This is a genomic window from Halorussus caseinilyticus, assembly GCF_029338395.1.
Classification (GTDB): Archaea; Halobacteriota; Halobacteria; order Halobacteriales; family Haladaptataceae; genus Halorussus; species Halorussus caseinilyticus.
Genome location: NZ_CP119809.1, coordinates 2,763,468 through 2,789,084, shown reverse-complemented (window position 1 = coordinate 2,789,084; position 25,617 = coordinate 2,763,468). Strand labels below are relative to the sequence as shown.

Sequence of the window (25,617 nt, the reverse complement as noted above, 5' to 3'; positions counted from 1 at the left end):
ACGCCGTCCCCGGCGGCGGTGGCACGCCAGCGAAACGACCGGCTAACTCGTCCGGTCGGACGAGTTAGCCGTCGGTCCGCTTCGGTCCACTTCGGTCCGCACGGGCGCGATGTCCGCCGCGAGGAGCGCCCGGTGGGTCGCCAGCAGGAGGGCGATGGAGGTCCCGACCAGCAGGGCGTCGGCGACCGACGAGAGCAACCCGAGCGAGACGATGAGCGTCGTCGCGCAGGCGGGCGCGTGCCGGAGGTCCGCGGCGACCATCCCGGCGGTCGTCAGCACCACCGAGACGACGCCGCTGGCCGCGAGCGCCGCGCTCGCGCCCGTGAGCGCGGGCGGGGGAGCCGTGACCGCGAGGCCCGACGCGACGGCGTGGTATGTCACGAGTCCGGCGAGGACGCCCACCGCGTGACCGCCCGCGACTCGTCGGGGGACGCTGGTCGGCGCTGACGGCCGAGTCGCCAGCAAGAACGCCGACGGGCCGAGACTCGGGAAGAGGAACGTCCGACCCGTCAGCACCGCGAGCGTCGCGACGACGACCAACAGTACCCCCGCCGTCGCGCTCTCGCGTAACGCCTCGCGCATGGCTACTCGTCGGCGGGCGAGTCGGAAAAGTCCTGTCGAACGCCTCGTTCGACAACCCCGACGAGAGACATCGACGTACTCGGTCGATTCTGCCGAGTCGAGTATTTAAAAACCATTACTAGTGAACCAGCAAAGCCACCCCTTCTCGCCGACTACTATAGGAAAATGAAAGACGATTTAGCCGACGGTAACGGACGTTCGGCGTCACCTGCTCCGTCCCCGCGGGAACCGGACTTCGACGTTCCGCCGCTGTCTCAGGACAACGTTTTCGACGCGCTGTCCTCGAAGCGGAGCCGGTACGTCTTGGTCGCTCTGCGGGAGGCAGAGGGCACCCTCGACCTCCGCGAGTTAGTGGATACCGTCGCGGCGTGGGAGACGAACAAGCCCATCGACCTCGTGTCCGAAGAACACTGCAAGCGCGTGTTCACCTCGCTCCGACACTCTCAACTGCCGAAATTGGCGATGATGGGTCTCATCGAGTACGAGGAGACCGACGGCGTGGTCGAACGCGGTCCCTACGCCGAACAAGCCGACGCTTACCTCGACATCGCGGCGAGTCGGGACGAGAACGTCGGAGTGTGACGGTCTGACGACACGTCTCGGCGCAGGACGCTACAAAAATTGCGTCCGAGTAGGAGCGTTTTTCACGGTTCCCGACTCAACTCCCGTCATGCTCGATTACGTCTCACTAGAAGACGACCTCGGCGAGGAAGAGCGGATGATTCGAGATACTGCCCGTCGGTTCGTCGAGGAGCAGGTCAACCCCGACATCGCCGACCACTTCGAGGCCGGGACCTTCCCGACCGAACTCATCACCGAGATGGGCGAACTCGGCTTCTACGCGCCGAATCTGGACGGCTACGGTCTCCCGAACGTGAGCGAGAAAGCCTACGGCCTGCTGATGCAGGAGTTGGAAGCGGGCGACTCCGGTATCCGGTCGATGGCGAGCGTGCAGGGCGCGCTCGTGATGTACCCAATCTACGCCTACGGGTCCGAAGAGCAGAAAGAGCGCTGGCTTCCGGGTCTCGGCACGGGCGAACTCGTCGGTTGTTTCGGCCTGACCGAACCCGAACACGGGTCGAACCCCTCGGGGATGGAGACCTACGCGGAAAAAGACGACGGCGAGTACGTCCTCAACGGGTCGAAGACGTGGATTACCAACTCTCCCATCTCGGACGTGGCGGTCGTCTGGGCGCGGGACCGCTCGGCCGAGGACGAACCGGTCCGCGGGTTCCTCGTGGAAACCGACAAAGACGGCGTGTCCACCAACAAGATAGACGAGAAGCTCTCGATGCGCGCCTCCGTGACGGGCGAAATCGGTCTGAACGACGTGTACGTCCCCGAGGACGCGGTGCTTCCGGGCGTCGAAGGGATGAAGGGACCGCTCTCGTGTCTCACGCAGGCCCGGTACGGCATCGCGTGGGGCGCAATCGGCGCGGCCCGCGACTCCTTCGAGACGGCCCGCGAGTACGCCACCGAGCGCGACCAGTTCGGCGGTCCCATCGGTCGGTTCCAGATTCAACAGCAGAAACTCGCGGAGATGGCGACCCAGATTACCACGAGTCAACTGCTGGCCCACCGCCTCGCCGACCTGAAAGAGCGCGGCGACCTGCGACCCCAGCACGTCTCGATGGCCAAGCGCAACAACGTCCGGATGGCCCGCGACCAGTCCCGAGTCGCCCGCGAGATGCTCGGCGGCAACGGCATCACGACCGACTACTCGCCGATGCGCCACATGGCGAACATGGAGACGGTCTACACCTACGAGGGTACCCACGACATCCACACCCTGATTCTGGGCGAGGACCTGACGGGTATCGCGGCCTACGAGTAGCGCCGATAGACACACCTATATCGTTCTTTGAGGTGTACTCTAGTTTCTTTCGGCCACCTATAGCCGTCCTTGGACGCTCGGTAGACGACGCCCGGAAGTTACAGGGAGCTAGCTACTACCGACTCCGAGGAGTCTCCGCGACCCCACCGTCCCGCGCCTCACACCTCCCCACCTTCGGCGGCCGCGTCCGCGGCCGCCCCTCGCACGAGTGGGCGCGGCCACTTGCGGGCCGCGCCCGCGCGCCGGGCCGAGGGGTCCACCGGGTGCTGGCGCTCCGAGCAACTTTTGAACCGCTCTCGCCAACGTCTATCCGGTGAACCTTCACGTCCGCTACGAGGGCGACGACGACCCCGACAAGTGTACGGCCCGGAAACTCGCGCGGTTCGACCTCGCCGAACTCCACCGGAGCGCCGGGGCGACCCCCTACGGAATCGTGCTGAACCCCCACGCTGAGCAGGCGCTGTCCCCGGCCGACCGCGCCGAGACCGACCGACTCGTCGCGCTCGACTGCTCGTGGGAGACCGCCGGAAAAGCCCTGTTCGAGATGCCGGGCGTCCACCGCGCGCTCCCGTTTCTCGTGGCCGCCAACCCCGTCAACTACGGCAAGCCCTTCCAGTTGAACACCGTCGAGGCGTTCGCGGGGGCGTTGGCGATTCTCGGCGAACGCGACCACGCCGAGGAAATCCTCTCGAAGTTCACGTGGGGCGAGACGTTCCTCGACCTCAACGCCGAACCCCTCCGTCGGTACGCCGACTGCGAGGACTCCTCGGAAGTCGTCGCGGTCCAGCAGGAGTATCTGGACGCCGGAGAGCAGTAGCCTCCGTCCCGTTTTCGGCTTCGGCCAATCCCTCGCCGACGAGGGCGACGACCGTCCCGTTCCGCGTCAGGTTCCCGAACTCGGCCGTCGCGGTGTCGGCGGCGGCGTCCACCGTCGTCGGGACGCGCCGCCAGCCCTCGCCCGCGTCGAATCGCCAGAGCGACAGCGACTCCTCGGTCGTCCGAGCGCGTTCGACCGCGGCGGCGTCGTAGCCCACTGACAGCGACAGGCGGGCGTCCGCACCGGTCGGGACCGCCAAAGCGGGTCGCCGACGACCTGTCGGTCGGTCGGGAGCGGCGGCGCGTCGGCCGCCGAGTCGAGCGCCGCGTCCCGGACCTCGAACGAGCGACCCGCCTCGCCGATTCGGACGCGCTGGCCGACCGCCGTCGAGTTCCGGACCGCGTAGACCGCCCACCCCGGCGCGTCGGCCACCGAGACGCCGAGGAGTCGGGCGTCCGACGAGTGCGCGAGGGCGACTTCGGCGAAGCCGTCGTCCCGGAGCGTCGAGTTCGCGAGGGTCGCGTTCGCCGACCGGAAGAGACCGACGCCGAACTGCGAGTGGTCGGCGACCGAGAGGTTCCGGAGCGTCGCGTCGTCGGACTGACGGACCGAGACGCCCGCGAGGTTCCCCGTGACGGTCAGGTCCGCGAGGCGCGCGCCGGGCGCGTTCCGGACGAACAGGCCGGTGTTACTCCCGGAAATCGTCCCGCCGCGGACTTCGAGACCGGGCGACCGCTCCGCGAAGAAGCCGTCGCCGAGGTTGTCCACGGCCGAAACGTTCCGGAACGTCGCGCCGGAGACGCCCAACGCGGCGACTCCGCCACCCCATCGCGTCGTCGTGAGATTCCGGACCGTGACGTTCGACCGGGGTTCCCGTCCGCCGACCAGCACGCCGACGACGCCCGGTTGCCCGCCACTCCCACCCGCGGCGACGGCGTGGCCGTCGCCGCGGAGGGTCACGTCGTCGGCCCGGACCGCGATGCAGGTCCCGAGACCGGTCCGGGGCGCGTTCGGGGTCGCGTTCGTCACGTCGCGGGTGAGGACGTACTCGCCGGGTTCCGCGATGGTGGTACACCCCGAAATTTGGGTCGGGGTCGCCGCGCCCGCGCCCGCGTTCGCGGACGCAGGTGCGGCGACACCGAGACCGAACGCTGGCGCGAGAAGTCCGAACGCCGGTGCGAGAGCCACTACCAGCGCGAGAACCGCGGTCGTGGGTCTGTCTGTCACGGCCCAGAAGTCACCGGACGGGAAGTTATGGCTTGTCGCCGACGAGCGTGATTCCGGGCGCGTTCGGACACTCCTCGGGGATGTACCCCGACGCGACGACCGAGCGTCCGACGAGGACACCCACCTCGAAGAACACGATTTCCGCGTCGAACGGTTCTTCGACGGTCCCCTCGAACGGACCGACGAGCGTGCGGCCGTACTCGCCGGTCTCGGGGACGTAGTAGTGGACGACCAGCGAGTAGGTCGTCCCCTCGGGGACCGACACCCGGACGTTCTCGCAGGTGAACCGAATTTCGACGCCCGCCTGCCGGGTCACGCTGACCGGGGCGGAGTCGGTTCGGTCGTCGGTGTCGGCGGACGAGGCGCTTCGCTCGCCCAACACCGCGAACACGGAGAAGTCGGTGACGGTCGCGCACACCAGATTTCGGTCGGGGTCGGCGCGGTCGGCGACGGGGGTCCACGTCACTCGGTCGTAGCGCCAGAGACCGAGCGTCGATTCGGCGAGGTCCGCGGCCGCGAGGTCGGCGTCGTCGTACTCGACCGCGAGCGAGAGCGTGGCGTTCGCGGCGGTCGCTTCGGCGCGCACGGCCTCGCTGAGAGCCGAGCGGTTCGCTGGCGGCGGCGGCGCATCGGCCGACGAAACGACGACGCCCGACCCGGAGAACGAGAACCGCTCGGTTCCGTCGGCCAGCGAAATGTCGGCGTCGGCCGTCTCGGGACCGAGCGACACCGACCAGTCGGGTCCGGTCGTGAGGTTCGAGACGCGACTGTCGCGGGTTCGGGTCAGTGCGAGGTCGCTGGCGGCCACGGCCTCGAAGCCGCGGGACGTGCGGACGAACGCCTCCGCCGCGTTGTCCCGGACCGTGAGGTTCGAGACGCGAGTCGCCGCCGCCGAGACGAGTTCGACGCCAATCATGCGGTTCGAGACGGCCGTCGCGTCCCGAATCTCGACGCCCTCCGTCCGGAAGAGTCCGATGCCCTCCTCGTTTTGCGCGGCGGCGACGTTCGAGAGCGAGACGTTCGTCGCCGCGGCGACCGAGACGCCGTAGATAGCGTTCCAGCGCGCGTCGGTGTCCCGAATCTCGACGCTCGACGAGTCGCTGACGGACACGCCGACGACGTTGTTCTCGGCCGTCGCCGACCGGACCACGACGCCCGACGAGTCGGCGACGTGGATGCCGTCGGCGTCGAACCGCGCGGTCACGTCCGCAATCTCGCCGCCCGCGACCCCCTCGTAGCGCACGCCGAACGCCCACCGCGAGACGGTCAGGTTCCGGACCGTGACGTTGGCCGACCCCGGCGCGACCGACACGCCAGCGGTGGCCTGTCCGACCGACTCGCCGTCTACGGCGTGACCCGCGCCGTCTACGGTCACGTCGTCGGCCCGGATTTCGATGCAGGTCTCGGTCCCGCCGTCGGTCACGTTCCCGGTGAGGACGTACTCGCCGGGTTCCGTGACGGTGGTGCAGTCGCCGATGGGTGTCGCGCTCCCCCGGTCTAACGCGGCGGTCGGCCCCGCACTCGCGGGGCCGACCGCCGCGACCACTGCGAGAGCGAACGCGAGACCGACCGCGAGTGGGAGTTCGGCCGCGTCGGGCGAAGGGTCGGCCATGGCGGACCCACATCGGAGTCGCGGGTATAGCTTTTCGACGCCGCCTGAGAGGTCACGAAGTCCGCACGACGCGACTCACCGACTGCGCGGGTCTCGCTCGCGGTGTTCTCCGCGAGCGAGGCGTCTCCGCAGTCGGTCGCGTCCGGTCGTCGCGTAGTAAGCAATGTAATAGGTGCTATTAATATTATCTGGATTTCTTTCAAAATTACAAATATTGTCGAGGCAACGATTCGGCGGTGTTTCGTCGGCGGCGGGCCCTCGGGCGTCGGGGAGCGGACGCGGCCGCGCTACTCTGCAAGACTTAAATGCGATGACGGCCAACGCGTCGGTATGGCTAGTTTCGAGAAAGCGGAAGCGCGAATCCTCGACAAGATGATTTGCATGCGGTGCAACGCTCGCAACCCCCACGAAGCCGAGAACTGCCGAAAGTGCGGCTACGGCAAACTCCGACCCAAGAGCAAAGAACCGCGTAACGCCTAACCCGGCGTCCCAAAGCGGTGCCGTTCGTCTCACGGGACGGCTCTGTCTCGGATAGTTACTTCTCTCTTCGACGCTCGTATCCCGCGACCCTCCGTCGGGAGCGCCCGCTTCGCGCTCGACGCCGAAGCCTGATTTCCGGCTACTCCCCGGAACCGGGGTCGCCGGTCGCCTCGATTCGGGCCTCGTACTTCGCCAGCGCCTCGTCTACGGCGTCGTCGGCGTCCACGTCGAGTGACTCGGCGGCGGCGAGCAGAGCGAACAGCGCGTCCCCGAGTTCGTCGCTGTTCACGGCCACGTCCTCCGGCGCGGCCCCGTAGTCGGTGGACTCGTTCACGTCCTTCGCCAGTTCGCCGACCTCCGACGCGAGGTCCAAGATTCGGTAGGCGGGGTCGGCGTCCATCTCGTGTTCCGCCAGAAACTCCGCGACCTTTCGTTGGGCGTCCATCTTCGGACTCGAAGCGGAAGCCGAACGGTAAAACGAGTGTCGATTGGTCGCTACTCGTCGGGGTACTTCGGTTCGCGGCGCTCGGCCCGTTCGAGCGCGCGCGCTATCACCTCGCGCACGTCGCCGTGGAACTCCTCGCCGTGCCCGGCGTACATCTCTCCGACCCCCTCGGGCAGTCGGGACAGAATCTCGCGGATGCTCTCGATTTCGCGCTCGCGGGACTGCCCGGCCATGTCGGTCCGGCCGAAACTCCCGTCGTCGAACGCGCCGTCGCTGTACACCACCACGTCGCCGCTGAAGATGGTCGTCTCCGAGACGAACGCCAGATGGTCGTCGGCGTGGCCCGGCGAGTAGACGGTCTCGAACTCCTCGTCGCCGATTCGGAGGGTGTCGCCGTCTTCGAGTCTCCGGGTCCGGCGGGGGTGGTCGCCGTAACAGAACAGGTCCGGGTCGTAGGCGTCCAACACGCTGTCCAGTTCCGCAACGTGGTCGCCGTGTTGGTGAGTCAACACTACTGCGTCCACGTCGTCGGTGTGGTCGGCGATAGCGTCCACCACGCCCGGCATGCTCCCGGCGTCTACCAGCACGGTCCTGTCGCCCTCGGCGAGATAGGCGTTACAGGTGAACGTCTCCGCCTCCGCGGTGACGTTGTGAACTCGCATGCCGGGGTATTCGACCGCACCCCTCAAAATACTGACGGGCGGCAGGGGACTTTAGTGGGCGAAGGACCTAGGTACAAACACACATGGGATTTGGGAGCTACGACGAGTCCGAACAAGAAAACCAAGAGTACGACGCCGACCTCGACGACGACAGCGGCGTCAACACCGAAGAAAACTCCCACGAAGGCAGTGTAGACTTCGAAATCGGAGCCTCGAACGACGAACTCATCGACCGTCTCAAAGACATCAAAGACGACGGCCAGAGCGAGACCTGAGCCGTGAAGTCCGGCGTCCGGGCGCTCGGTGTCGCCGAATCCTACCGGGAACGTCGTAGCACGCTCGCGGGCGTCGTCACCCGCGCGAGTCGCGTCACCGACGGGTTCGCCTACGAGACCTGCACCGTCGGCGGGACGGACGCGACCGACGCCATCGCCGACCTGTTCTCCGCGCTCGACCGCGAAGACGTGAGATACGTCTTCGTCGCGGGCATCGCGCTGGCGTGGTACAACGTCGTGGACCTCCATCGGGTCCACGACGAAATCGACCGCCCCGTCGTCTCGGTCACGTTCGAGGAGAGTCCGGGACTCCGCGCGGCGCTACGGGCCGAGTTCGACGGCGAGGCGCTCGCAACCCGCGAGGAACTCTTCGAGCGCCAGCCCCCCCGCGAGCGACTCTCGGTCAACGACCAGACCGTCTTCGTGCGCTCGGTCGGCGTCGATGCCGGGAAAGCGCGGGACGCGGTTCGAGCCTTCACGCCGGAGGGCGGTCGGCCCGAACCCCTCCGAGTGGCGAGACTGGCGGCGCGGGCGGGCGACGAACTCCGGCGCGAGGCCGCCGATTCTTAATACTCGACCCCCGAAGCCACCCGCATGGGAGAAATGGACGGTCTCGACGTGACCGACTGCACGCGCTGTCCCGCACTCGTGGACAGTCGGAGCCGAATCGTCAACGGCACCGGTCCCGCGGACGCCGACCTCATGTTCGTCGGCGAGGGACCCGGCGAACAGGAGGACCAGCAGGGCGAACCGTTCGTCGGCCGAAGCGGGACGATTTTAGACGACAAGTTGCGCGACAGGGGTCTCGCCCGCGAGGACGTGCGCATCACCAACTGCGTGCGATGTCGCCCGCCCGAGAACCGCGACCCCACGAGCGAGGAGTTGGAGAACTGCTGGCCCTACCTCGAATCCGAAATCGAGCAGGTGGACCCCGCGGTCGTCGTCACCCTCGGGAAGGTCCCGAGCGAACACCTGCTGGACCGCGACGTGGCCGTCACGAGCGAGGCCGCGAGCGTCGAACAGGCCGACCTCGGCGGTTCGGTCCGCGACGTGCTGATTTGCGTCCACCCCGCCGCGACCCTCTACGACAACAGCCAAGAGGAGAGCTTAGACGCCGCCCTCGACAAGGCCGCGGCGATGGCGGGCGACGACGCGGGCGGCCAGTCGCAACTCGGCGACTTCTGAGCGGACCGACGCGCTTCATCGCCGCGGGTCCCGCGTTCGCTACCGGTCTATCGCGGCCCACCGAAACTCGTCGTCGAACGCCAGCACCGAGTCGTAGCGGTCGGTCGGGTCGGCCGCGAGCGCACGCGCCAGCACGTCGTCCACCTCGGCCGGGAGCGCGGCGTTCCGGGAACTCGCAGGTTCGGGGTCCGGTCCCGGAATCGCGCCGGTGAGCAGGTGGTACGCCGACGCGCCGACGCGGTACGCGTCGGCGCGGATAGCGGGGTCGTCGGCGGCGCTCCCCGCGCCGCGGACTTCCTCCGGGGGAGCGTAGGGGTCGGTCGCGTCCCGGACTCCCGCAAGCGCGTCCGCGAGAAACCACTCTCCGACCAGCACGCCGTCGCCCGTGACGCGGGGGTGTCGCCCCTCGTTCGAGACGCCGCGGAAGACGTGTCGGGGTGCGAGTCGGCCGCGAGCGACCCCCTCGCGGTGGGCGGCGTGGAGCGTCCGGGCGACCCCGGAGGCGACTTCCACGCGTTCGCGGACGCCGACGGGCCACGAGTCGGCCAGCGACCCGCCCGCGACGAAGGGCGTCTCGAACCACGGCGGGTCGTCGTCCGGGCCGACGCCGTACTCCCGGACCGGCAGGAGTCCGTCGAAGTCGAGGTCGGCCCACCGTTCGACCGCGCCGGCGAACTCACGTTCGGTCTCGGCGTCGGCGTCTCCGCGCAGGCGGGTCTCGGCGACCAGTCGCGGACCGTCGGGCGTCCGGACGCGCTTACGGTAGGTTTCGGTGACCGGGCCGCGGCCGAGCCGGTCGAGGCGGCCGAATTCGAGGTCGGGACCGCGCTCGCGGGCGCGGCGCTTCGCCCGGCGATAGCCGACGCCGAGCAGTCCCGCGCCCAGCAGTCCGGCCAGTCCGAGACCGGCGGGCGAGGTGGCGAAGCGCTCGGCCGTCTTCACTGGCGCGGTGGCGAGCGGCGAGGGCCGGTCGATAGCGTACAGCGTCCCGCGGCGGGTGGCGACCAGCGCGAGGTCCCCCGTCGCGTCGGCCCAGAGACCCCGGTCGTCCTCGAAGTCGAGCGTCCACTCCGCGCGTCCCGAGGCGGTGTCGAGTGCGGCGGCCCCGTTGTCGCCGATGGCGTAGACGAGTCCGTCGAGGACGTTGCCCCAGTAGCCGTGCCCGTCTCCGGCGTCGGCGCGCCAGCGTTCGCGGCCCGAGTCGGCGTCGAGGGCGACGAACTCCTCGCCCAAGGGGAAGTAGACGCCGCCGCCGCGGGCGAGGGGACTGTATCCGCGGCCACCGTCGGACTCGAAGGTCCAGCGCTCGTCGCCGGTCCGGAGGTCGATTGCCGCGAGCGACTGGCCCCAGACGTAGGCGGTGTCGGCGGTGACGGTGCCCATCTGGGCGAACGGACGCAGGTCCGCGTGTTCGGTGCGCCAGCGTCGGGTCCCGTCGGAGACTCGGAGTCCGTAGACCGCTTGCTCGGACCACCCGACCAGCAGGCCGTCGCGCACTCCGGCGACCCACGTTCGCTCGTCGGGGGGCGTCTGGGTGAACCACTGTTCGCGTCCGGTCTCGCGGTCCAGCGCGTAGAATCCGCGGCCGCTCCCGAGGTAGACGCGCCCGCCATCGACCAGCGGACCCCTGACTCGGGTGTCGCGGGTCACTTCGGCCGTCCAGTCCTCGTCGCCCGTCTCGGCGTCTACGGCGAGTACTCGCGCGCCGTTGGTGAAGTAGACCGACTCGTCGCCGACCGCGAACTTCCGGAAGTCGATGTCGCGTCGAGTGAACCGCCAGCGCTCGCTCCCGTCGGCGGCGTCGAGCGCGAGCAAGCGGTCGCCCTCCGGGACGTACACCGTTCCGTCCTCGACTTCGGGGAAGGTGGAATTTCCGCTCAACTCGTGTCGCCAGCGCGTCTCGCCGGTCTTCGCGTCGAAGGCGTGGACGGTGTAGGGAGCGCCGTCGCTGTCTTCCGACCGGACCAGCGTGACGACGGCCCCCTGCGTCCGCTCGGCGGGGTAGACTGTCGATTCGCCGTCGGTCTCGAACGTCCAGCGAATCCGGTGGCCGGTGTCGATACCGGGGACGCCGACTGCCGACTGCCCGGTCGCGCCGACTCGGGACTCGGTATCGGCGGTGCGGGCGGTACCGACGCCGCCCGCGCCGAGGAGGAACGCTCGCCGACTCGTCTCTCGGGGAACCATATCGGGACGGGACGCTCGGCGATATTCAGCGTTTGGGTCGCTTCGGCTCGGTGGGGGCTTCGTGAGAGTCACGGCGACGACGGTCTCGAAAGCCCCCGGTCGCTCGCTCCGTACAGTTACCGCGACCGCAGGGACCGCGACTGCAAGAATCGCAGACGCAGTGAGTGCGAGCGACCGGCCCCTTTGTCCCGTCCGGTGGAGTGGTCGGCCGGGCGGCGCTCGGTGGACCGTTCGACCTGCAGCGCCCGGTGGACCGTTCGGCCCGGCGCGCGCGGGCGCGGCCCGTAAGTGGCCGCGCCCACCCGCGCGAGGAGGCGGCCGCGGATGCGGCCGCCGAGGGTGGGGAGGACGAGGCGCGGGGCGGTGGGGTCCTGATTGGCTCAAGCCCGAAGCTAACGTCTTTCGTCTTTTCACGGTCGCTGTCGATGCGTCCGGTCGCGGTGTAGTTGCGGTGCCGTGCGGTGTTTTCCGCCGCCGTCGCGTCGCAGTCGCGGTCCCTATGAACACACGTATAGAACTATCTAAAACACGAACACAATCGTAAAAGAAAGAAAAATATTGCTAAAGGACAGCGTTACCGACTCGAAGTCGCGGAAACGGCGAGAAAGAGCGCGTTACTTGTTCGTCCCGGTGCCGAGCCACTTGTTGCCGTTTGCGAGGTCTTTGATGGCGTCCACGATGGACTTGCTCTCGTGTTCGTCGGGGCGGAGTCGCGCGCGGATACGCGAGGAGAGCAGTTCCACCGAGATGACGATGACGAACACCATGATGATGCCCGCCGCGGCCTTCTGGTACTTGAACAGGTCCTGTCGCAGGCGGATGTACCGCCCGATACCGCCCGCGCCAACGACGCCGAGGCTGATGGCGATTCGCGTGTTGATTTCGAGGATGTAGAGCGTCCACGCGACGTAGGAAGTCGAGACCTGACTCAACATCCCGAAGCCGATGACCTGCGGCCGGGAGGCACCCGTCGATTGGATGGCCTCGATGGGTCCGTCCTCGATTTCCTCCAACTCGTCGGTGAACAGTCGGCCGAGGTTCCCGATGGTGTCGGTGGCGATTGCCAGCACCGCGCTGACCTCGTTGATGCCCGCCAGCGGCACGTAGATGAGAATCCACACCAGCGCGGGGATGGCCCGAATCGCGCTCATCGCGCCGCGGAAGATGAAGTTGAACGGGAACGGCGTGACCTGCTCGGACCCGAGGACGCCGAAGAACAGCGCCAGCGGGAAGCCGAGTACCGTGCCGGTGAACCCGAGGATTATCGTCACCATGCTGAGGCGGACGAGCGACGCGCTGTCGCTGGTCACGCTCTCGATGATGGGTTGGCCGAAGTTCCGGAAACTGGCCGGAATCGCCTTCAGACCGGTGATGTTGTTCTTCTCGGTGTAGATGGTGAAGTCCACGAAGTTCGGCGGCACGAAGCCTTTGACGAACTCCACCTCTTGGGGTATCTGCTTGGCGAGTTCGTTCGGGTCGAAGCCGATGAAGTTGAGTCCGAAGTACGTCACTACGAGGACGATTCCCAGAAGTCCGACGCCGAACAACTGCCGGATTCGACGCCGACGCTCCAGCGTCTGAAGCGTCCGGTCGATGCGGGAGCTACTCATCGCCCTCACCTCGTTCGGGTGCCGTGGTAGCGAGGTTCTCGCCCTCCTCGTTGCCGTCTTCGCCGTAGTAAATCTGGTCTACCACGTCCATCGTGAGGTCTTCGCGGTCACCGTCGAAGATGAGTTCGCCGTCGCGGACGCCGAGGAACCGGTCGCCGAACTCGCGGGCGATGTTGACCTGATGGAGGCTTGCGATGGTCGTCAGGTTGCGCTCCTTTGCGGCCTCCTTCATGTAGCGCATCACGTCTTTGGCGGCCTTCGGGTCGAGACTCGACACCGGTTCGTCGGCCAGCAACAGGTCGGGTTGCTGGACGAGCGCGCGGGCGATGCCGACGCGCTGTTTCTGACCGCCGCTCATCGACCCCGCGCGCTGACCGGCCTCGTCCAAGAGACCAACCGTGTCGAGCGCGTCCAACGCCGCACGCTTGTCCTCGTCGGGGTACATGGTGAGCGCACTTCGGGCGAAACTCGACCGGGAGAGCGAACCAGTGAGCGCGTTTCGGAACGCGCTCATGCTCTCGATGAGGTAGTGCATCTGGAAGACCATCCCGACTTCGCTTCGCTCGCCGCCGACTGGCTTTTGATTGATGAGGACCTCTCCCTCGGTCGGTTGCGTCAACCCGTTGAGTACCCGGAGCATGGTCGATTTCCCCGCTCCGGACGGGCCGAGGAGAACCACGAATTCGCCCTCGGGAATCTCGAAACTCACGTCCCGCAGGGCGACCGTGTCTCCCCCGTATATCTTGGTAACGTTATCGAGTGAGACTGCTGGCATCGATTAAAAAAACGAATGTTCCGGTTTATTTATCTACTTATTCTCTGACGCTACTTGAAGTAGTCAGTGCCGACGCCGAGTTCGTTCGCGGCGTCGATGACGGGTTGGTACTTGTCCACGCTGACCTTCCGAACGTCGTCGAACCAGAGGTCGTCGTCGCCGCCTTCCTCGCCGTTCTCGCCGAGGTAAATCTTGTCGGGCGCGTTGATGAACGCCTCGGTGAGCGCGGTCTGTTCTTCGTCGGTCAGTTCGGGACTGACCACGATGGGCGCACGCGGCAGGCCCTTGTGTTCGTTGATGATGGTCGCGTTCTCCTCGAAGTCGTCTTGCAGGCCGGGGACGAAGCCGCCCATCCCGGCGAAGTCGGCCTGACCGTTCTTGAGCGTCTCGTACGCGCCGGTGTGACTCGAGAAGTTCGGCGTGAACGCGGCGTTGCCGCCGCCGCCCTCGGGCAGGTCGCCGATTTCGATGCCCGCCTTCTTGAGGTCGTACAGCGGGAACAGACAGCCACTCGCCGAGAGTCGGTCGGCGAACGCGATGGTGGCGTCGTTGTTCTCGATGTACGTCTTCATCTCGTCGAGGTTGCTCACGTCCACTTCGTCGGCCGCGACGATGATGCTCTTGTACTCCCAGCTACCGTACCCTTTCCGCTGGAGAGCGATGTTGGCCTTGTCCGCCTTGACGCCGAGTGCGGCCGCGAACGGACCAGTTTCGGCCATGTCGGACGTGCCAGCGCCGAGCGCCTGAATGACGGCGCTGTAGTTGTTCGCCAGCTTGAGCTTCGCGGGAACGCCGAACTCGTTGGAGAGATGCTCCTTGATGGGCTGATACTGCGCCTGAAGCTTCTCTTGGGCGACGGACGGCGAGACGTTGAAGTTTATCTCGCCGTTCTGGAAGTCCATCTTCTCTTCGGTCGTCTCCGTCGCCTCGGTGGAGTCGCCGCCGCTCTCCTCGGTCGTGTCCGAGGAAGTCGTGGTCTCTTCGTCGTCGGAGCTACCGCCGCCCATGCAACCTGCGAGTCCGACCGTCCCGATTACGCCAGTAGTCTTGAGGAATTTCCGTCGGTTTGCCATGACCGAATCATCTTATTCCTCAGACACGCGTCGGTTAAGTCTTCCTATTTTTTCTATGTACTGTTCATTCGTTCGGTTCGTACAGCCCCGAATAGCCCCGAAAACGTGAGAATCACTCTCATTCGATGCGGGAATAATCACATCTATCGGTCGGCGCAAAAAAGATTGGAATCGCGGAACGGCGGTCGAACCTCGTTAGCTGTACTTGCCGAACAGCGGGAACGAGGTGTCGAAGTTCGTCGTGTAGGGGATGGTGTCGTCGTTGTTGACGTTGTTCGAGGAGTCGGTCACTTGGTCGTCGTTGAGTCGGAGGTCGGTGCCCAGCGCGTTGGCGAGGTCGTTGGTCGTCTGGTGGGCGGCGTCCGAGGCGCTCGAACTACCCAGCAGGACGACTGCGCCGCCGTTGGCGATGAAGTCGTTGATGTTGCTGACTTCGGTCGAAGTGAAACACCCGGTCGGCGCGGTGATAATCAGTGCGCGACCACGCGAGAGGTTCGAGGAACTCAGGGTGTTGACCTGCTCGAAGGCGATGTCCTGTCCTTCGAGGTAGCGCTGGTAGTAGGCGGCGTCCTCGCTCGACAGCGCGAAGTCGGCACCGAACTGGCCGTGGCCGCCGTCGATGAGTATCTCTCCGGTGGTGTCGCTGAGGTAATCCACGAGGTTCGTCACGAACACGAAGTTCTCGTAGTCCGACGTATCGACGCCGAACCCTTCCGAGGACTCGTAGCTCTCGTCGATGAGCGGCGAACCGACGACGCCGACGTTGGCGTCCTCGTCCACGCCAGCCAGCGGAATCTGGCTGTAACTCACGCTACCGCCGCTCTGGGAAGCGGTCGATTCGGCGTACACCGGCACGCGCGAGTCGGCGATGGCTCCCGAGGAAGTTCGGACGCTCGTGGTGTTCGGGAAGAAGATGTCGGTGACGTTGCGGTCCCGAATCTCGCTGGAGTTGTTCGGGTCGCTCTGGCCCCAGACGCGGGTGCCGTTCGCCTGCGCGGTTGCCTCGGCGTCCCAGAAGGAGTCGTGCTTGGTCAGACTCGACCCGTAGACGCGAGCGTAGCCCTCCTTGATGATTTCGAGGTTGTAGAGGTCGTCGCGGGACCCGTCGCCGTCCTTGTCGTAGTAGACGTAGCCGAGGAGACGACCGAACGGGTCGTAGGCTCCTTCCTCCTCGTCGATTTCGACCGTGACGGTCGCGCCCTCGACCTCTTGGGTGGCGTAATCGGTCGCGCTCTTGGCCCAGTCAGCGAGGTAGTTGAGGTCCTCGATGCCCTCCCACTCATGGATGAGCTCGGCGTCCTGATTGCGCTTCTTCTCGGGCGTGTCGATGCCCAGCACGCGGATGTCCTCGGTCGTCCCGTCGTCGAAGTCCACGGTGAACGTGTCGCCGTCCGAAACCGACGAGACGGTGCCGGTCTTGGGACCGTCGAAACCGCCGCTTCCGCCGCCGCTTCCGAGACCCGAGCGGTTCTGGAAGTAGTTGAAGTTGGCCGTGTTGAAGTTCCCGGTGAGGACGGCGTAGTCGCTCCCCGAGTTGTTCGTGGAGTCGAGAACTTCGTCGTCGTTGAATCGGAACGCGCGCTGGAGGTAGCCAGCGATGTCGTTGAGGTTCTCGGTCTCGTCGTAGTTGTTGTAGTCGGCCTGTCCGTGGAGGAACAGGACGCCGCCGTTGTTCACGTAGTCGAACAGGTCGTTGAGTTCGCTCGTGGAGAAGTTGTAGCTCGGCGAGGTGATGACCGCCGCGTCCGCGCCCGAGAGGTCGCTGATGAGCGAGGAGGTCGGCGTGACGGTGTAGCCGTTGTTCTCGGCGTAAGACTCGAACTCCGAGAACTGCGAGAGGTCGTAGTACTGGCCGTGGCCCTCGTCCCAGAGGACGGTCCCCGAGCCACCGAGTTTCTCGTCCCAGACGTTGAGGACGAACTCCTCGTTGCCGTACTTCCAGTTGGCGTCCCCGTCGTCCACGAGCATCGCGCCGAAGCCGACGACGTTGCCGTCCACGGCCGCAACCGGGATGTCCGTGGAGTCGCTGTAGTAGTACGCGTCTCCGTCGTTGTCGGCGTCTGTGTTGTAGGCCGAGCTTTCGGCCCACACCGCGACGACCGACTCGTCGGTCAGTGCCTCGTAGTTCGAGTCGAGGAGACTCGACCCCGACTCGAACTCGACATCCGCGATAGTGCTGGAGCCACCACAGTTCGCGCCGACCGCCGCGCGCGCGGTGCCGACGAACTCGGTGCCCGTGCCTTCGACTGCCGCCGTACCCGCACTGGCGGCCGCTACGAGTTTGAGGAAGTTCCGTCGTTGCATTCCAATTCGATTCTCTCACTGCTTATTATTAAACTTGAATATTTGGAAGTAACCTTCGAGACTATGAATCAAATGAACACGCTTGGTATATATTCCCAAAATATGCTGGCGAAAACTATCTGCGAGCCGTCACGTCTGTCGGTTTAGCTGTAGGCGCTCCAGAGCGAGAAGTTCGTCGTATCGACGTTCGAGGTCTGGAAGTTGCTGTCGCCCGACCCGTCGAACACTTGGTCGTCGTTGAGTCGGAGGTCCGACCCGAGTGCGGCCGCCACGTCGTTAAGGTTCGACCGGGAGGTGGCCGACGACTTCGCGCTTCCCATCAACACGACTGCCCCGCCGTTGCCGACGAAGGTGTCGAGTGCGGTCTTCTCCGAGGACGTGAACGCCTCGTAGGGACTGGTGACGACGATTGCTCGCGCAGTCGAAAGCGCGTTGTCGCCCGCGCCGTCGAGGGTGTTGACCTGTTCGAAGGCGATGCCCTGCCCTTCGAGGTAGCGCTGGTAGTGAACCGCGTCCTCGCTCGACAGCGCGTAGTCGGCGTTGAACTGGTGGTGGCCGCCGTCGATGAGGACCTGCCCGGACTTGCTGGAGAGGGCGTCGATGAGGTTCGTCAGGAAGACGAAGTGCTGGCCCGCCGCCCCTTCGTGTTCCTCGTTGACGAACAGTCCGCCGACCATCGCGGTGTTCGCGTCGCTGTCCACGCCGACCAGCGGGATGTCCCCGCCGTAGTCGTAGCCACCGCTGAGGCTCTGGGTCGCGTTCGTCGGCGCGTAGACCGGCGCGCGCGAGTCGACCAGACCGCCGGTGTCGGTGCGGACGCTGGAGACGTTCGGGAAGAAGACTTCCGTCACCGAGTCGTCGCCCGTCTCGGTGGTGTTCGCGGGGTCGCTCCGGCCCCAGACGCCGACGCCCGCCGCCTGCGCGTCGTCTTCGGCGTTCCAGAAGTCGTCGTGCTTGGTCAGACTCGACCCGTAGACGCGGGCGTAGCCCTGTTCGATGAGGTCACGATTGTAGAGGGTGTCCATCGACCCGTCGCCGTTCTTGTCGTACTTGATGTACGCGAGGAGGCGACCGAACGGGTCTTTCTCGTCTTCCTCGGAATCGACCGCGATTTTCACCGAGGTTCCGTCCGGCAACTGGTTGCTGGCGTAGTCTTTGGCGTTCTCGCCCCACGTGGACAGGTACTTGTCGTCCTCGATACCTTCCCACTCCGGGACGCTCTCGTACCGGCCGTTACGCCGGGTCTCGGGCGTGTCGATGCCGAGGACGCGAATCTCGTACTCCGTCCCGTCGCTGTCGAGGGTCACGTCGATTGTGTCGCCGTCGGTAACGTCGGTGACAGTCGCGTCGTACCACGTATTCGGTTCGAGTTGCGTGTCGGCCGCGATAGCCGTCTGAGCCGTTGCCAGACCGCCTGCCGCCGCCGTCATCATTCCGAGGAACTTTCGCCGGTTCATTTGCAGTTCTATTCTATATCTTTAACATATTAAATTTAAATATTTGGTCTCTAATCCCCAACCGACAAAACAAATAAGCGTCGGAGTGATATATTCACAAAATACTCTCTCGAAAATGTCGGGAAGTAGTCGTCTTCCCCGCGGGCCGACCGACCCGTCGGCGACTGGAGTCCGATTTTCGCCACGAGGGAAAGCGACTTGGCCGTGCCCCCGCAAACCTCTCCTATGAGTGCTATCGGTAGCAACGAACGCGAAGCGACTGCGGCGTCGGTGGTCGTCGTCGATTACGGACTCGGGAACCTCCGTAGCGTCACGCGCGGACTGGAGCGTGCGGGCGCGAACGTCGAAATCAGCGACGACCCCGAGGCGTTCGGGTCGGCCGACGGCGTGGTCCTTCCCGGTGTGGGGGCGTTCCGCGAGGGCGTCGAGAACGCCGGGCCGTACCGCGAGGCCCTCCTCGACGCCGCCGAGAGCGGAACGCCCGTTTTCGGCATCTGTCTCGGGATGCAGATGCTGCTCACGACGAGCGAGGAGGCCGAACGCGCCGGAGAAGGCGAAGTCAAGGGACTCGACCTGATTCCCGGCACCAACGTCCGGTTCGCCGAGGGCCAGAAAGTCCCTCACATGGGGTGGAACGAACTCAACGTAAAGCGCGACCATCCGCTCGTGGAGGGCGTAGACGGACGATACGCTTACTTCGTCCACTCCTACTACGCCGTCCCCGACGACGAGAACGCCGTCGTCGCCACGACCGACTACGAACGGGAGTTCCCGGCTATCGTCGCCGACCAGTCGGGCACCGTCTTCGGCACGCAGTTCCACCCGGAGAAGAGCGGCGAGACGGGTCTCCGAATCCTGCGGAATTTCGTGGACATCTGCCGGGAATAAGTACCCCGTTTCGGTACGCCACGCGCGACTTCTCCCCGCACCGATTTTACCATCTCAATTTAGAGGAAATAAAAGAATAGCGATAAGGAAGTTACTGATTTAGTATATGTTAAGATTAAGTTCAGTTTTCTGAGGGCGAATCCGCCAGATTCGAAATCCCGTTCAACACGGTAGTTCGGGCCTCTACCGTCCGATGGCTGTTTCATCTTCACTCTTCGAGTAGTGAAAGCAATAATATAAATTATAATTGGCTCTCTACCAAAATATTTATAGAAATACCATCGTTGCTTAGAAAAGTTTTAGAATAAAGAATGGAAACTGAGATACGCAGTTACGTTGTGATTGCTATGAATACGCGAACACTCGGAATCCTGCTCGGATTCGTCGTGGTTGGTACTGCTTTCACCGGCGGTGCGGCCGCCGCACCGATTACCCAGTCGCCGATTACGGCGGACGCTCCGATTACGCAGGACGTTCCGATTACCCAGTCGCCGATAACGGGTCCGATTACCCAAGACGTACCGATTACTCAATCGCCAATCACGGGACCGATTACCCAAGACGTGCCGATTACCCAATCGCCGATTACGGGTCCGATTACCCAGTCGCCGATTACGGCGTAATCTCGGTTCCGACACCCGACGGTATTTTTTAGAGAAAGTCCCGCACGTCGGAGTACCACATGTCGTGGTCGTCTACCTCGCCGACCCGACGCGCGATAGCGACGGCGATGACGTGCCAACAGAGGTCGGTCGGGTCCTCCGGGTCGAGGTTGTACTCGCTGTCCCGACATCCGCATCCGTGGCCCTCCACGACGTACTCGTCGTCGTGACCCACGACGACGGTGAAGTCCCGGTACTCTTTGACTCGGCCCTCCGAGACCGCTTCGATGGCCTGCGCGCCCCTGTCGTCGTGTACCGACAGGATTCGGTTCGTCACCTCGGGGGTGAGTCGGCCCGCCGCTTCGAGGTCAGTCTGCCACTGCTCGACTCGGTTCACGCGCATCGCCTCCGGTGGGAAACAGTCGAACGGTGGCGCTCGGTGGCGTCGGCCGGGAACACGACCGCAGGGTTCGGACGGCGGGCCTAAACCGATTCCGGTGTCGCGTTCGGCGTCGGGACGACGCGGGCGCGGCGGCGTCTCCGACGCCGCCGCAGGAAATCTCTGTAATTGTTTACCAAATAAAAATATTTCTTAAAGAAAGAGTATCACTTCTTCTGCCGGTCGCGGACCGGCGCAGTCGTCCCGAGAGTTTATCACCGAGAACGGGACGAACTCGGCGCGGACGCCTCGCGCGGTTCCGGGCGCGGGCGGCGCGCGGGCATCGCCCGCGCGCCGCGGGACCGCCAGTCCGACTACCCCGAGAGGGCTGAGCCAGCACGACCATCGGGCGAACCGATAGCGGTACCGCGAGCGACCGGCGGGAGCGAGCGGGAACACCCGACGAGAAAAAAGGTGGTCGTCTATCGGTTCGCTTTTCGCCGGTGAGTGACGACTACGGGTATGCACGTCCGCGAAGGCGGAATCGAGGTCGAGGTCCCCGAACAGGACGACGAGGGTATCGGCGACGAGGTGTTTTTCAACCCGGTGCAGGAGTTGAACCGCGACCTGACGGTGGCGACACTCCGGGCCTACCGGGACCGCGAGCCGCGCGCGGAGTACTACCTCGACGCGATGGCCGCCAGCGGCATCCGGGGCGTCCGGGCCGCCGCCGAGGGGTGGAACACCACGCTCGCGGACATCGACGAGGAGGCCATCGACCTCTGCGAGCGAAATCTGGAGCGAAACGACCTCGACGCCGAGGTTGTCCATCGGAACGCCAATTCGCTCATGCACGAGGAGGTGTTCGACGTGGTGGACATCGACCCCTTCGGGACGCCAATCCCCTTCGCGGACGCGGCGTTCGCCAACACCCGCGACTTGGTGTGCGTCACCGCCACCGACACCGCGCCGCTCTGTGGTGCGCACTTCCACAGCGGCGTCCGGAAGTACGGCGCGGTCCCGCGCAACACCGACTACCACGCCGAGATGGGCGTCCGTGTCCTCCTGTCGGCGATGGCCCGGACCGCGGCGCGCTACGACGCGGGCGTGACGCCAATCCTGACCCACGCGACCAGCCACTACGTCCGGACCTACCTCGAACTCGACCACAGCGCCACCGACGCCAACGCCGCAATCGACGAGTTGGGCCACGTCTACCACTGCGAGGACTGCCTCTACCGCGACCACGAGTACGGTCTCGTCGCCGACCCCCTCGACACCTGCCCGGAGTGCGACGGCGAACGAATGCTGACGGCCGGACCACTGTGGCTGGGTCCCGCCCACGACGCCGACTTCGTGGCGGCGGTCCGCGAGGAACTCGACCCCGAGATGGGCACCGCGAGCAAGGCCGAGCGACTGCTCGACACCCTCGAAGGCGAACTCCACCGGCCGACCCACTACGACCAGCACCGCCTCTGTAAGGAGTGGGGCCGGGCGGCACCGGGCATGGACGAGTTCCTCGGCGAACTCGAAGACGCGGGCTTCGAGTCCTCGCGCACCCACTACGGCGGAACCACGTTCAAGACGCCCGCGACGGTCGAACAGATACGTGAGGCGACACGAAACTCGTGACTTCGGGTCTCGCGACCGGATACGCGACGTATTGCCAGTGAATATTTGTATCTCGTTGGCGAAATGAGTCGCGTGCCCAGTCTCGGAAGCGTCGTGAACGTCGGTCGCTCGGTCGTAGAGGAGGCACGAGAACAGGAGATAACCTTCCTCGCGGCGAGTACCGCCTACTACGCGTTCGTCTCGCTCATCCCCCTGCTCTTGCTGGCGTTCACCGTCGTCTCGTTCGTCGCTAGCGACCAACTCGCGCGCGACGTGGTGAGTCAGGCGTCGGGCCTGTTGACGGCGACGGGTCAGGAGCAACTGATAGATTTCATCACGAACCCGCAGGGGCGCGGCGGGACGACCGTAATCGGACTCGTGGTGCTGGCGTGGAGCGCAATCAAGGTGTTCCGAGGCTTCGACGAGGCCTTCTCGACCATCTACGCGACCGACGGTGAGACTGGCATCGCCGACCAAGTGAAAGACGCACTCCTCGTGTTGACCGCCATCGGCGCGGGCGTCGTCGTTCTCGTGTTGACGGGAGCGGCGACTGCACTGTTCCCCCAGTTCCCGCTCGTCGGCGCTCTCAGCACGCTGGTCCAACTGGTAGCACTCGTCCCGGTGTTCCTCCCCCTCTACGTCGTCTTCCCCGACGTGGACGTGTCGATTCGGGAGGCGCTCCCCGGAGCAGTGCTGGTCACGGTGGGTTGGACCGTCCTACAGGTGTTGTTCCGCATCTACGCCGGGGTCTCTTCGACCAGTCCGTCCCAGTTTCTCGGCACCGCGCTGTTGCTGGTGACGTGGCTCTACTTCGCCAGCGTTCTGGTGTTGCTCGGCGGCGTCGTGAACGTCGTCCTCGCCGACCGCGGCAGTTACGCGGAGCGAACGAGAGAACCCGACGAAACGCGCATCGAACGAAAGCAGGAACTACTCTCCCGATACATGACTGACGACGAATCCGCTCCCGACATCGTGGAACTCCGCGACGAGTTGCGGGAGTTGCGAGCAGACGTAGAATCGTTCGAAGAGGACATCGAGACACGGACGGTCGAGAAACCGGAAGTCGAGTCGGAGCTGAAACAGTACGTCCGCAAGCGAATGCGCCGGGGCCACGCCCGCGGTTGGGGTCCGTACCTCGTGTTGCTGTACGGAACCGTGATGACCCTCGGGGCGTTCTTCTGGCTTCGGGGCGCGTGGGCCATCTTCGCCATGGCAATCGTCTGGCTCTCGACGCTCGGTCTCTACACCCTGATGGTGATGTTCGGGTTCGGCATCGGCGTGCTGAGTCTCCCCGGTCGCATCACCGACCGAATCGGCAACTTCCGGTCGTAGCGTATAACCCCCTCGCAGACTTACGTCCGGTCGATGCCCGGACGAGGTTTCGGCGTCGTAGAGACCTTGAAGAAACTACTCCCGGACGTGGTTCGGGAGGTGTTCGCCGTGTTGACCCAGTTGGGAGACGCGTGGTTCATCTTCGCGGCCGTCGCGCTCCTGTACTGGTTCGGCGAACGCGACGAAGGCGCGTTCGCGCTCGCCACGGTACTCGGCGCGATAGCGCTGACTGTCGCGCTCAAGGGACTGTTCCAACTCCCGCGCCCGCCCGCGGCGATTCGCGCCGGGCACGCAAGCGGCTACGGGTTCCCCAGTGGTCACGCTATCGGTGCGACAGTCCTCTGGGGCCTCCTCGTCGAAGCCCTCGAACACGGCGAACGCCGGTGGCGCGCGGTCGGTGCGGCCGCGGCTATCGCTATCGTCACCACCTCTCGGGTCGTCATCGGCGTCCACTACGTGGTGGACGTGTTGGTCGGCGTGGTCGTCGGACTCGCCTACCTCGCTGGACTCCTCCGCTGGGCGAAGTGGCGACCCAATCGGGCGTTCGTGGTCGCGGCCGTCTCCGCGCTGGCGGCCGTCGTCACCGCCGGTCTCACGCCCGACTCGGTTGCGACTGTCGCCGGAGTCGTCGGCGCGGGCCTGACGTGGGCGGCGTTCGACGCGCCGCCGGAGTCTCCGGTCGAAGCGCCCGCCGCGTTCGCTGGACTGGCCGCTCTCGGCGTCGTCGGATACGCTGGCAACGAATTAGGACTGTCACTGGCGACGACGTTCGGATTGAACCTCGTGGTCCCGGCGGGAATCCTTCTGCTCCCGGTCGTCGTGGAGCGCGCGAAAAGAGAGCGGTCGGCGTCCCCGACCTAACGGCGTTCAGAACTTTTCGAGGTACTTCTCTTTCTCCCACGCGGAGACGTGGGTCTTGTAGTCGGCGTAGTCGGCGCGCTTGGCTTCGAGGAACTTCTCGGTGACGTGTTCGCCGAGCGCTTCCCGGACGACTTCGTCGTCTTCGAGTTCGTCGAGGGCACTGTCGAGACTGCCGGGGAGCGTGGTGATGCCGTACTCGTCGAGTTTCTCGCTGTCGAACTCGTAGATGTCCTCACGGACCGCATCACCGGGGTCGGCGTCGTTCTCGATTCCTTCGAGTCCGGCCTTGATGACGACTGCCAGCGCGAGGTAGGGGTTACACGACGGGTCGGGACTCCGAATCTCGAACCGGGAACTCGCGCCCGCGGCGTCGGGGACGCGGATGAGCGCCGAGCGGTTCACGTCGGACCACGCGACGTAGACGGGTGCCTCGTATCCGGGGACGAGGCGCTTGTAGGAGTTGACCGTCGGGTTCGTGACCGCGGTGAACGCCTCGGCGTGGTTCAGGACGCCGCCCATGAACTTGTAGGCGGTCTCGCTCAGGTTGAACTCGTCGTCCTCGTCGGCGAAGGCGTTGCCGTCGTCGTCGAAGAGGCTGATGTGGGAGTGCATGCCCGACCCGTTGATGGCGCTGATGGGCTTGGGCATGAACGTGGCGTGGATGTCGTTCTGTTCGGCGACGGCGCGAACGACCGCCCGGAAGGTGGCGATGTTGTCGGCGGCCGAGAGCGCGTCGTCGTACTTGAAGTTGATTTCGTGCTGGCCGTCGGCGACTTCGTGGTGACTAGCCTCGACTTCGAAGCCCATCTGCTCCAGCGTGAAGATAATCTCGCGGCGCACGTCGCTGGCGAGGTCCTTGGGCGCGAGGTCGAAGTAACCGCCCGAGTCGTGGGGCTTGGTGGTCGCCCGACCCTCGTCGTCTTTCTCGAACAGGAAGAACTCGGGTTCCGGGCCGATGCTGACCGAGTACCCCATCTCCTCGGCCTCTTCGAGGACGCTCTTGAGTACCTGACGGGGACCGCCCTCGAACGGCGTTCCGTCGGTGTTCACCACGTCGCAGATGAGGCGCGCGCTGGCCGTGTCGCCGTCCGAGCGCCACGGTAGGACCGCGAACGTCTCGGGGTCCGGTTCGAGTCGCATGTCGCTCTCCTGTATCCGGACGAACCCCTCGATAGAAGAACCGTCGAACCAGATACCTTCCTCGAAGGCCTTCTCGACCTGCGAGGCCGGAACACTGACGTTCTTGACCGTTCCCGTGATGTCCGTGAACTGGAGGCGAACGAAGTCAACGTTCTCCGCTTCGATGCGTTCGAGTACGTCCTGCTCGGCTTCCGTCAACCCCGACTCCTTGCTCGCTGAGATTTGTCCATCCGTCATTTTTGTTGGCATTCTACACCACGACGTGTACTACTAAAACCT

25 protein-coding genes are annotated in these 25,617 nt (G+C 65.3%); 12 read left to right on the top strand and 13 right to left on the bottom strand.

Translation table 11 applies throughout. The annotated features are described in order from the left end of the window. Positions 1 to 42: 42 nt before the first annotated feature. On the bottom strand, positions 43 to 582 hold the full coding sequence (locus tag P2T60_RS14110) for an HPP family protein (RefSeq protein WP_276279887.1): 540 nt from the start codon (positions 580 to 582) through the stop codon (positions 43 to 45). Positions 583 to 747: 165 nt separating this feature from the next. Here P2T60_RS14110 and P2T60_RS14105 point away from each other — a divergent pair, with 165 nt between their 5' ends. The 3 genes from P2T60_RS14105 (at position 748) to P2T60_RS14095 (ending at position 3,233) form a co-directional block, all read left to right on the top strand. Beyond that, positions 748 to 1,164 (top strand): DUF7344 domain-containing protein, encoded by a 417-nt coding sequence (locus P2T60_RS14105; protein WP_276279886.1) that lies wholly within the window; start codon positions 748 to 750, stop codon positions 1,162 to 1,164. An 88-nt stretch (positions 1,165 to 1,252) separates the two neighbouring features. After that, complete coding sequence (locus P2T60_RS14100) at positions 1,253 to 2,416, top strand: acyl-CoA dehydrogenase family protein (RefSeq protein WP_276279885.1); 1,164 nt, start codon at positions 1,253 to 1,255, stop codon at positions 2,414 to 2,416. Between the two features lie 313 nt (positions 2,417 to 2,729). Further along, a complete protein-coding gene (locus tag P2T60_RS14095; RefSeq protein ID WP_276279884.1) occupies positions 2,730 to 3,233 on the top strand; it encodes a DUF367 family protein in 504 nt (167 codons plus the stop codon). Positions 3,234 to 3,299: 66 nt separating this feature from the next. Here P2T60_RS14095 and P2T60_RS14090 read toward each other — a convergent pair whose 3' ends face one another. Together P2T60_RS14090 and P2T60_RS14085 are read right to left on the bottom strand one after the other, a co-directional pair. Further along, complete coding sequence (locus P2T60_RS14090) at positions 3,300 to 4,460, bottom strand: right-handed parallel beta-helix repeat-containing protein (RefSeq protein ID WP_276279883.1); 1,161 nt, start codon at positions 4,458 to 4,460, stop codon at positions 3,300 to 3,302. A gap of 25 nt (positions 4,461 to 4,485) precedes the next feature. Next, positions 4,486 to 6,072, bottom strand: a complete 1,587-nt coding sequence (locus P2T60_RS14085; RefSeq protein WP_276279882.1) for a right-handed parallel beta-helix repeat-containing protein — start codon at positions 6,070 to 6,072, stop codon at positions 4,486 to 4,488. Positions 6,073 to 6,402: 330 nt separating this feature from the next. On the opposite strand from P2T60_RS14085, the gene P2T60_RS14080 reads away from it, so the two are divergent. Beyond that, the gene (locus P2T60_RS14080; protein WP_276279881.1) at positions 6,403 to 6,552 is read left to right on the top strand and encodes a 50S ribosomal protein L40e; all 150 of its coding nucleotides are present in this window, start codon (positions 6,403 to 6,405) and stop codon (positions 6,550 to 6,552) included. A gap of 139 nt (positions 6,553 to 6,691) precedes the next feature. Here P2T60_RS14080 and P2T60_RS14075 read toward each other — a convergent pair whose 3' ends face one another. Together P2T60_RS14075 and P2T60_RS14070 are read right to left on the bottom strand one after the other, a co-directional pair. Then, positions 6,692 to 6,997, bottom strand: a complete 306-nt coding sequence (locus P2T60_RS14075; protein ID WP_276279880.1) for a MazG-like family protein — start codon at positions 6,995 to 6,997, stop codon at positions 6,692 to 6,694. A 50-nt stretch (positions 6,998 to 7,047) separates the two neighbouring features. Beyond that, positions 7,048 to 7,659 carry an MBL fold metallo-hydrolase gene (locus P2T60_RS14070; protein WP_276279879.1) on the bottom strand — a complete coding sequence of 204 codons (612 nt, stop codon included), beginning with the start codon at positions 7,657 to 7,659 and terminating at the stop codon, positions 7,048 to 7,050. An 83-nt stretch (positions 7,660 to 7,742) separates the two neighbouring features. Here P2T60_RS14070 and P2T60_RS14065 point away from each other — a divergent pair, with 83 nt between their 5' ends. From P2T60_RS14065 to P2T60_RS14055, 3 genes are read left to right on the top strand one after another with little or no spacing between them, the layout of a single operon-like run. Next, entirely contained in the window at positions 7,743 to 7,934 is a 192-nt protein-coding gene (locus P2T60_RS14065; protein ID WP_276279878.1) for a DUF5786 family protein, read from the top strand. Between the two features lie 3 nt (positions 7,935 to 7,937). Next, entirely contained in the window at positions 7,938 to 8,504 is a 567-nt protein-coding gene (locus tag P2T60_RS14060; protein WP_276279877.1) for an endonuclease dU, read from the top strand. A 24-nt stretch (positions 8,505 to 8,528) separates the two neighbouring features. Beyond that, positions 8,529 to 9,119 carry a uracil-DNA glycosylase gene (locus P2T60_RS14055; RefSeq protein ID WP_276279876.1) on the top strand — a complete coding sequence of 197 codons (591 nt, stop codon included), beginning with the start codon at positions 8,529 to 8,531 and terminating at the stop codon, positions 9,117 to 9,119. Positions 9,120 to 9,158: 39 nt separating this feature from the next. On the opposite strand, the gene P2T60_RS14050 is transcribed toward P2T60_RS14055, so the two are convergent. From P2T60_RS14050 to P2T60_RS14025, 6 genes are all read right to left on the bottom strand, one after another. Next, positions 9,159 to 11,306, bottom strand: a complete 2,148-nt coding sequence (locus P2T60_RS14050) for an outer membrane protein assembly factor BamB family protein (protein ID WP_276279875.1) — start codon at positions 11,304 to 11,306, stop codon at positions 9,159 to 9,161. A 614-nt stretch (positions 11,307 to 11,920) separates the two neighbouring features. Next, positions 11,921 to 12,916, bottom strand: coding sequence for a phosphonate ABC transporter, permease protein PhnE (gene phnE / locus P2T60_RS14045; RefSeq protein ID WP_276279874.1), 996 nt, complete (start codon positions 12,914 to 12,916; stop codon positions 11,921 to 11,923). Continuing rightward, on the bottom strand, positions 12,909 to 13,691 hold the full coding sequence (phnC, locus tag P2T60_RS14040) for a phosphonate ABC transporter ATP-binding protein (protein WP_276279873.1): 783 nt from the start codon (positions 13,689 to 13,691) through the stop codon (positions 12,909 to 12,911). Before phnC ends, phnE begins: the two co-directional genes overlap by 8 nt. 50 nt (positions 13,692 to 13,741) lie before the next feature. Beyond that, positions 13,742 to 14,764: a PhnD/SsuA/transferrin family substrate-binding protein gene (locus tag P2T60_RS14035; RefSeq protein ID WP_276279872.1), complete on the bottom strand. Its 1,023-nt coding sequence runs from the start codon at positions 14,762 to 14,764 to the stop codon at positions 13,742 to 13,744. A 195-nt stretch (positions 14,765 to 14,959) separates the two neighbouring features. Continuing rightward, positions 14,960 to 17,068 carry a thermonuclease family protein gene (locus P2T60_RS14030; protein ID WP_276279871.1) on the bottom strand — a complete coding sequence of 703 codons (2,109 nt, stop codon included), beginning with the start codon at positions 17,066 to 17,068 and terminating at the stop codon, positions 14,960 to 14,962. 143 nt (positions 17,069 to 17,211) lie between these two features. Then, on the bottom strand, positions 17,212 to 18,525 hold the full coding sequence (locus P2T60_RS14025) for a thermonuclease family protein (protein ID WP_276279870.1): 1,314 nt from the start codon (positions 18,523 to 18,525) through the stop codon (positions 17,212 to 17,214). 225 nt (positions 18,526 to 18,750) lie between these two features. On the opposite strand from P2T60_RS14025, the gene hisH reads away from it, so the two are divergent. Together hisH and P2T60_RS14015 are read left to right on the top strand one after the other, a co-directional pair. Further along, entirely contained in the window at positions 18,751 to 19,413 is a 663-nt protein-coding gene (gene hisH, locus P2T60_RS14020; protein ID WP_276279869.1) for an imidazole glycerol phosphate synthase subunit HisH, read from the top strand. A 347-nt stretch (positions 19,414 to 19,760) separates the two neighbouring features. Continuing rightward, positions 19,761 to 20,036 (top strand): hypothetical protein, encoded by a 276-nt coding sequence (locus P2T60_RS14015; RefSeq protein ID WP_276279868.1) that lies wholly within the window; start codon positions 19,761 to 19,763, stop codon positions 20,034 to 20,036. Between the two features lie 28 nt (positions 20,037 to 20,064). Here P2T60_RS14015 and P2T60_RS14010 read toward each other — a convergent pair whose 3' ends face one another. Further along, positions 20,065 to 20,418, bottom strand: coding sequence for a hypothetical protein (locus P2T60_RS14010; RefSeq protein ID WP_276279867.1), 354 nt, complete (start codon positions 20,416 to 20,418; stop codon positions 20,065 to 20,067). Positions 20,419 to 20,916: 498 nt separating this feature from the next. Here P2T60_RS14010 and P2T60_RS14005 point away from each other — a divergent pair, with 498 nt between their 5' ends. From P2T60_RS14005 to P2T60_RS13995, 3 genes are all read left to right on the top strand, one after another. Next, positions 20,917 to 22,026, top strand: coding sequence for a tRNA (guanine(26)-N(2))-dimethyltransferase (locus P2T60_RS14005; RefSeq protein ID WP_276279866.1), 1,110 nt, complete (start codon positions 20,917 to 20,919; stop codon positions 22,024 to 22,026). A 72-nt stretch (positions 22,027 to 22,098) separates the two neighbouring features. Next, entirely contained in the window at positions 22,099 to 23,337 is a 1,239-nt protein-coding gene (locus P2T60_RS14000; RefSeq protein WP_276279865.1) for a YhjD/YihY/BrkB family envelope integrity protein, read from the top strand. A gap of 33 nt (positions 23,338 to 23,370) precedes the next feature. Further along, complete coding sequence (locus P2T60_RS13995) at positions 23,371 to 24,198, top strand: phosphatase PAP2 family protein (RefSeq protein WP_276279864.1); 828 nt, start codon at positions 23,371 to 23,373, stop codon at positions 24,196 to 24,198. Between the two features lie 6 nt (positions 24,199 to 24,204). On the opposite strand, the gene glnA is transcribed toward P2T60_RS13995, so the two are convergent. Next, entirely contained in the window at positions 24,205 to 25,575 is a 1,371-nt protein-coding gene (glnA, locus tag P2T60_RS13990; protein WP_276279863.1) for a type I glutamate--ammonia ligase, read from the bottom strand. Positions 25,576 to 25,617: the final 42 nt, after the last annotated feature.

Bases quoted from the DNA above. Each gene is read 5' to 3' on its own strand.
- P2T60_RS14110 (WP_276279887.1), bottom strand. From the start codon at position 582: ATGCGCGAGGCGTTACGCGAGAGCGCGACGGCGGGGGTACTGTTGGTC.
- P2T60_RS14105 (WP_276279886.1), top strand. From the start codon at position 748: ATGAAAGACGATTTAGCCGACGGTAACGGACGTTCGGCGTCACCTGCT.
- P2T60_RS14100 (WP_276279885.1), top strand. From the start codon at position 1,253: ATGCTCGATTACGTCTCACTAGAAGACGACCTCGGCGAGGAAGAGCGG.
- P2T60_RS14085 (WP_276279882.1), bottom strand. From the start codon at position 6,072: ATGGCCGACCCTTCGCCCGACGCGGCCGAACTCCCACTCGCGGTCGGT.
- P2T60_RS14080 (WP_276279881.1), top strand. From the start codon at position 6,403: ATGGCTAGTTTCGAGAAAGCGGAAGCGCGAATCCTCGACAAGATGATT.
- P2T60_RS14075 (WP_276279880.1), bottom strand. From the start codon at position 6,997: ATGGACGCCCAACGAAAGGTCGCGGAGTTTCTGGCGGAACACGAGATG.
- P2T60_RS14070 (WP_276279879.1), bottom strand. From the start codon at position 7,659: ATGCGAGTTCACAACGTCACCGCGGAGGCGGAGACGTTCACCTGTAAC.
- P2T60_RS14065 (WP_276279878.1), top strand. From the start codon at position 7,743: ATGGGATTTGGGAGCTACGACGAGTCCGAACAAGAAAACCAAGAGTAC.
- P2T60_RS14055 (WP_276279876.1), top strand. From the start codon at position 8,529: ATGGGAGAAATGGACGGTCTCGACGTGACCGACTGCACGCGCTGTCCC.
- P2T60_RS14050 (WP_276279875.1), bottom strand. From the start codon at position 11,306: ATGGTTCCCCGAGAGACGAGTCGGCGAGCGTTCCTCCTCGGCGCGGGC.
- phnE (WP_276279874.1), bottom strand. From the start codon at position 12,916: ATGAGTAGCTCCCGCATCGACCGGACGCTTCAGACGCTGGAGCGTCGG.
- phnC (WP_276279873.1), bottom strand. From the start codon at position 13,691: ATGCCAGCAGTCTCACTCGATAACGTTACCAAGATATACGGGGGAGAC.
- P2T60_RS14035 (WP_276279872.1), bottom strand. From the start codon at position 14,764: ATGGCAAACCGACGGAAATTCCTCAAGACTACTGGCGTAATCGGGACG.
- P2T60_RS14030 (WP_276279871.1), bottom strand. From the start codon at position 17,068: ATGCAACGACGGAACTTCCTCAAACTCGTAGCGGCCGCCAGTGCGGGT.
- P2T60_RS14025 (WP_276279870.1), bottom strand. From the start codon at position 18,525: ATGAACCGGCGAAAGTTCCTCGGAATGATGACGGCGGCGGCAGGCGGT.
- hisH (WP_276279869.1), top strand. From the start codon at position 18,751: ATGAGTGCTATCGGTAGCAACGAACGCGAAGCGACTGCGGCGTCGGTG.
- P2T60_RS14015 (WP_276279868.1), top strand. From the start codon at position 19,761: ATGAATACGCGAACACTCGGAATCCTGCTCGGATTCGTCGTGGTTGGT.
- P2T60_RS14010 (WP_276279867.1), bottom strand. From the start codon at position 20,418: ATGCGCGTGAACCGAGTCGAGCAGTGGCAGACTGACCTCGAAGCGGCG.
- P2T60_RS14005 (WP_276279866.1), top strand. From the start codon at position 20,917: ATGCACGTCCGCGAAGGCGGAATCGAGGTCGAGGTCCCCGAACAGGAC.
- P2T60_RS13995 (WP_276279864.1), top strand. From the start codon at position 23,371: ATGCCCGGACGAGGTTTCGGCGTCGTAGAGACCTTGAAGAAACTACTC.
- glnA (WP_276279863.1), bottom strand. From the start codon at position 25,575: ATGACGGATGGACAAATCTCAGCGAGCAAGGAGTCGGGGTTGACGGAA.